The organism is Anaerosporobacter sp. (genome assembly GCF_965301125.1).
Map to the genome: position 1 here is coordinate 1 of NZ_CBDLAM010000268.1, position 3,980 is coordinate 3,980.

Below are 3,980 nucleotides of genomic sequence, written 5' to 3' on the forward strand. Positions count from 1 at the left end.
GAAATGACAAAAAATGATAAGGAGTTTAATAAATTGAAGAAAGAAAAAACTAAGAATTTAAAAAGAAAATCCATTATAAAATTACTATTAGTAATCCTGTTTTCTTGCTTATCATTAATAATCTACTTTACATGCACAACTCCCGGAAAAAAGCATGCTGTTAAGATTATTAGTGATACTATTTATAATAAAATTGACCATGATGATAGTACATCTTCTTTAAAGAACAATAATACTCAAGATCAGTATAGTGTTAAAGAAAAATATAATATTATGATATTAGGAGCACAGGATGGTAATACAGACACTATGATATTAGCTACTTTGAATACAGATACTAATACTATATTATTGACTACTTTAATGCGAGATATTTATGTAGATATCCCCAATTTTTCTAGTGCTAAACTTAATGCTGTTTATTCAATGGGCGGCATGGAAACATTCTATCAGACTATTCAAGAGAATTTCGGGGTAACTCTAGATGGATATATTCTAGTTGGCTACGATGCTTTTAAATATATAGTTGATGCTATTGATGGAGTTGACATAACTCTTACTTCAGAAGAGGCAAATTATTTAAATACGACTAATTATATTTCAGACCCGTTATACCGGAATGTAGTTGAAGGTACTCAAACGCTAAATGGAGAGCAAGTACTTGGTTACTGTAGAATTAGAAAGAAAGCTACAATTGATAATGAACATGACGATTTTGGACGTACAGCAAGACAAAGATACGTTCTAACTGAGATATTTAAGAAATTAAAAAATGAACATATCCTAAGTTTATTGAAAATAGGAAATAATGTGTTAACTGAAACAGATATTAAAACTGATATTGATAATTCAACATTTAATATATTAGTTAATGAATTATTAAAAATAGATACAAATAAACTAAATACCTATAGAATTCCAAGCTATGGATCTTACTATAATGATTCTAGAAATATTAATGGAATTAATCAAGATGTATTAATTATTTCTGACTGGGCTACCACTAAAAAAGATCTTTATAATGTCATTAACAACATTGAGGAATAATTATATGTTAAATTATAATGGAGGTTTTAATACATAGAAAAGATTTCCTTGAAGATTTGTACAAAATCAATAATGATTTTGAAAAAGGCTTTTTTCTTAACATATCCGCTTAGAAACTGGGGCGAAGTTTATAGCGAGTTACCAATAATGTATCCTTGCAGGTCCCAGAATAAGAATAAAAAGAGCATGTCATAGGCCTTAATTTATAAGTCCTATTGACATGCCCTTAATTATTAATTGATGAACTTTGAAAATCTTATTTGGCTCATCACTTATCATAGAAGAACTAATATACAGAAAAATTTTCATACACTGCTTTCTTGTCGTATGTCATATAGATTTTCAAAGGATATTTTTGTATTCACAATCTTAAGAACTCTAGCAGTTTCATCGATTCTTGATACCATTCCCGTAATTCTAAGGTATTCATCCCTATAGAAATAAACCACAGTTACAATATCATTCTTTTGCACCTGCCGTAGTTTCCAGTCCAATTCTTCCTTAGACTCCTCCGAAAGTTCTATTTTGGGTACAATAATTTTCTCTTTTTTACGCAAGGCATCTGGATAGCCTTTTAAGGCAGCAAAAGGCATAAACTGTTTTGCTCGATCTTCTCTGCTCATCTTAGACGCCACTTCTATGCCCTCCTATCTGCCGATTTCTCTTCGTCGTTGTTGCACCTTTTTGCAAATTCATTCCTTTTAATATCGCATTCTTTCCGAACTTACCTTTAATATCTAGCATGGCTTTTTGTATCTGATATTCCCTTTCCATCTCTGCCGGATCTGTAAACAAATCATACTGTTTATATGTCTCATCTACCACGTTATTAAATGTCAATGTTGCTCTATGAACGGGCGCGTATTTGTCCACAATTCTTTCATATAGTTTTACCGTATACTCGATAATCTGCCTTGCAGAACTGGTTGTAACTGTCATAGTTGTTGTCCCATGTGCAGGTTTCTTTTCTATTTGATTGGAGTATCCAATATGAAGTGTTATAGAATCAGTCACCAATCCCTTATCCACTAATTCCAGACAAAGTAGGTCCGCCATTTCCTTCACAATCAGTTTTCCCTCTTCATAATCATAATCACGATCTAATACCTGCCCACTGGATATGGAATTCGTCTTAGATTTGTATGCTTTTATATCTGCCATAGTCGTAGTCTCTCTACCCCAAGCATGATCAATTAGTAATTCCGCATCGATTCCAAACAGCTTGTAAAGCATCTCCTCATCTGCTTCTGCTATCTGCTTCATCGTGAAAATTCCCATACGCTCAAGTCGATTAGAAATCCCTGAACCTACTCGCCAAAAATCAGAGAGAGGCTTGTGATTCCATAATGTCTTTCTATAAGATTCTTCATCTAGAATACCGATATTATCCTTTACATGTTTTGCTGTGATATCCAAAGCAATTTTTGCTAAGTATAGGTTAGTTCCAATTCCACAGGATGCCGTGATACCTGTTGTATCCTTTACATCCTGCATAATTTTTATGCTAAGTTCTTTTGCCGTCATCTGGTACATGTCTAGATAATCTGTCACATCCATAAAGACTTCATCGATAGAATACACATGAATATCCTCTTTGGCTATATATTTTAGATAGACTGCATAGATTTCTGCAGAATATTCAATATAAAGCTGCATCCTTGGTGGTGCCATAATATAATCAAGATTAGTTGGAATCTGGAATACTCTGCATCTTCCCGGTATCCCCATTGCTTTCATAGAAGGCGAAACAGCAAGGCATATGGTTTTTTCTGAACGTTCGGGGTCGGCAACTACCAAATTAGTAGTCATTGGATCTAGACTTCGCTCTACACATTCCACCGAAGCATAAAAAGATTTCAAGTCAATACAGACGTAGATTCTATTCTTTGGCATTCCCGTCACCTCATCTCCTTTTTCTTAATTATCTCAATTCAGCTTATAACTCAACACTTTTATATATACAATATTACCAGAACGTAGGTTCTTTTTCAATGCATGTATTTAAATTTATCTTTAATTATTTTATCTTTTAATTGTTAAATTAATCTTATCCGAAAATACTGGTGTAGGCATACCAAAGCCTCCTGAAACGTCCATAATCTGCCCTGTTGTATAAGCAGAATCATCGCAAGCGAAATAAGCCACTGCTCCAGCTATTTCTTCTGGTTTTCCCATTCGTTTAATTGGTGTATGTTTTAAGAAAAATTCTTTAAAATCTTCTGTTAAGTTATCATTAACAGCATCTGTTGCAGTCATACCAGGAAGCACTGCATTGCATCTTATATTATCTCTTGCACATTGTGTAGCAATTAATTTTGTCAGATAATTAATGGAGGCTTTACTTGTTCCATAGGCAATTTGAGATACATCTGGACGAATACCACCAATCGATGAAATATTGATAATACTGCCACCACCACCTGCTGCCATATGTGGAATCACTGCTTGACTTGATAAAAATACACTTGCTAAGTTCAAATCCATGGTACGAATGAACTCATCATACTCTGTTGACTTAATATCTAAATCTACTTTGGGATTAGACGTTCCAAAATTATTCACTAAAACATCAATGTGTCCTTCTGCCTTCACAACTTCTTCAACCATAGTTTTATAGCTTTCTTTTACCGTCGCATCATTATAAACAACGTTAACCTTAGCTCCATTACTATTAAGTTCATTGGCAATCTCATTTGCACGATCCAAATTCCTTGCTCCCATATAAACGATTGCACCTTCACTAGCACATCGTTTGACACAGGCAAGACCGATTCCTCTTGTTGATGCGGTAATTAATACAACCTTATTTTCTAATCTCATATAGTTTCCTCCATTATATTTTGACAATAGATATCATTTATCTTTTTACCTTAAAAATTAATCTTATATATTTTATCCACTAAATACATTAGTATTTCTGTACTTATGCAAAA

At 33.3% G+C, this 3,980-nt stretch carries 4 protein-coding genes; 1 reads left to right on the forward strand and 3 read right to left on the reverse strand.

From position 1 onward, the window contains the following. On the forward strand, positions 1-1,047 hold a 1,047-nt coding region (locus ACW2QF_RS18395), incomplete at its 5' end, for an LCP family protein (protein WP_455717473.1). Between the two features lie 305 nt (positions 1,048-1,352). On the opposite strand, the gene ACW2QF_RS18400 is transcribed toward ACW2QF_RS18395, so the two are convergent. The 3 genes from ACW2QF_RS18400 to hdhA all read right to left on the reverse strand — a co-directional run bounded on the left by ACW2QF_RS18400 (position 1,353) and on the right by hdhA (position 3,867). Then, positions 1,353-1,670: a YolD-like family protein gene (locus ACW2QF_RS18400; RefSeq protein ID WP_455717476.1), complete on the reverse strand. Its 318-nt coding sequence runs from the start codon at positions 1,668-1,670 to the stop codon at positions 1,353-1,355. Position 1,671: 1 nt separating this feature from the next. Beyond that, entirely contained in the window at positions 1,672-2,940 is a 1,269-nt protein-coding gene (locus tag ACW2QF_RS18405; protein ID WP_455717474.1) for a Y-family DNA polymerase, read from the reverse strand. A gap of 129 nt (positions 2,941-3,069) precedes the next feature. Next, on the reverse strand, positions 3,070-3,867 hold the full coding sequence (gene hdhA / locus ACW2QF_RS18410; protein ID WP_455717475.1) for a 7alpha-hydroxysteroid dehydrogenase: 798 nt from the start codon (positions 3,865-3,867) through the stop codon (positions 3,070-3,072). Between the last annotated feature and the right edge of the window lie 113 nt (positions 3,868-3,980).